Annotated in this window: 1 protein-coding gene and 1 pseudogene; one reads left to right on the top strand and one right to left on the bottom strand. The window is 49.2% G+C overall.

Features of this window, described 5'->3' with window-relative positions:
• Window positions 1-196, top strand: a 196-nt coding sequence (locus tag R7Z50_RS29930) for a glycine radical domain-containing protein (RefSeq protein ID WP_206950232.1), incomplete at its 5' end; no start/stop codon positions are given.
• A 49-nt stretch (window positions 197-245) separates the two neighbouring features.
• Here the strand turns inward: R7Z50_RS29930 and R7Z50_RS29925 are convergent.
• A pseudogene (locus tag R7Z50_RS29925) lies at window positions 246-561 on the bottom strand (hypothetical protein); the annotation flags it as partial.

Genomic DNA, 561 nt, shown 5'->3' with positions numbered 1-561 from the left:
CACCTTCTTTAATCACCACAAAGGTTGGCACGTGCAGTACAACATCGTCTCTCGTGAAACCTTGCTGGCAGCGAAGAAGAACCCTGAGCAATATCGTGACCTTGTCGTGCGAGTTGCGGGCTATTCAGCCTTCTTTACCGCGCTATCACCAGACGCCCAGGATGACATCATCGCCCGTACCGAACACGAGTTGTGATGATCTCAACCCCAGTTAATGCAGAAGGCACCGATTGGTGCCTTTTTGTTTACTCTTCAATGGTTATGTCACTAGAGCCGGGAAGCTGCGACACAAAACTGGAGCCCATGAGCTTAGATGGGGTGTATACACCGGCTTCAGGCTTCGTATGTAGCAGGTGTTCTACAATCGCCAGAGATCCCGTTACGGTTAAGCTATAGCCATTGGCCGTTTGTACTCGTGCTGTTTTGCTTTGTCCGAGCTTGTTGCTTGCTTTACCCCATACGTATGTGGGTAATTGGTTTCTTTGCTCCTCATTCGGTCCTTTTACGGTTCTTTCAATACGGCTTTTTATGAGGCTTTGTACCCAGGTTATGCCGAGAAGG

The organism is Vibrio sp. 1249-1 (assembly GCF_033340495.1).
The sequence above is the reverse complement of the archived record's forward strand: the minus strand, read 5'-3'. Positions and strand labels throughout refer to the sequence as shown.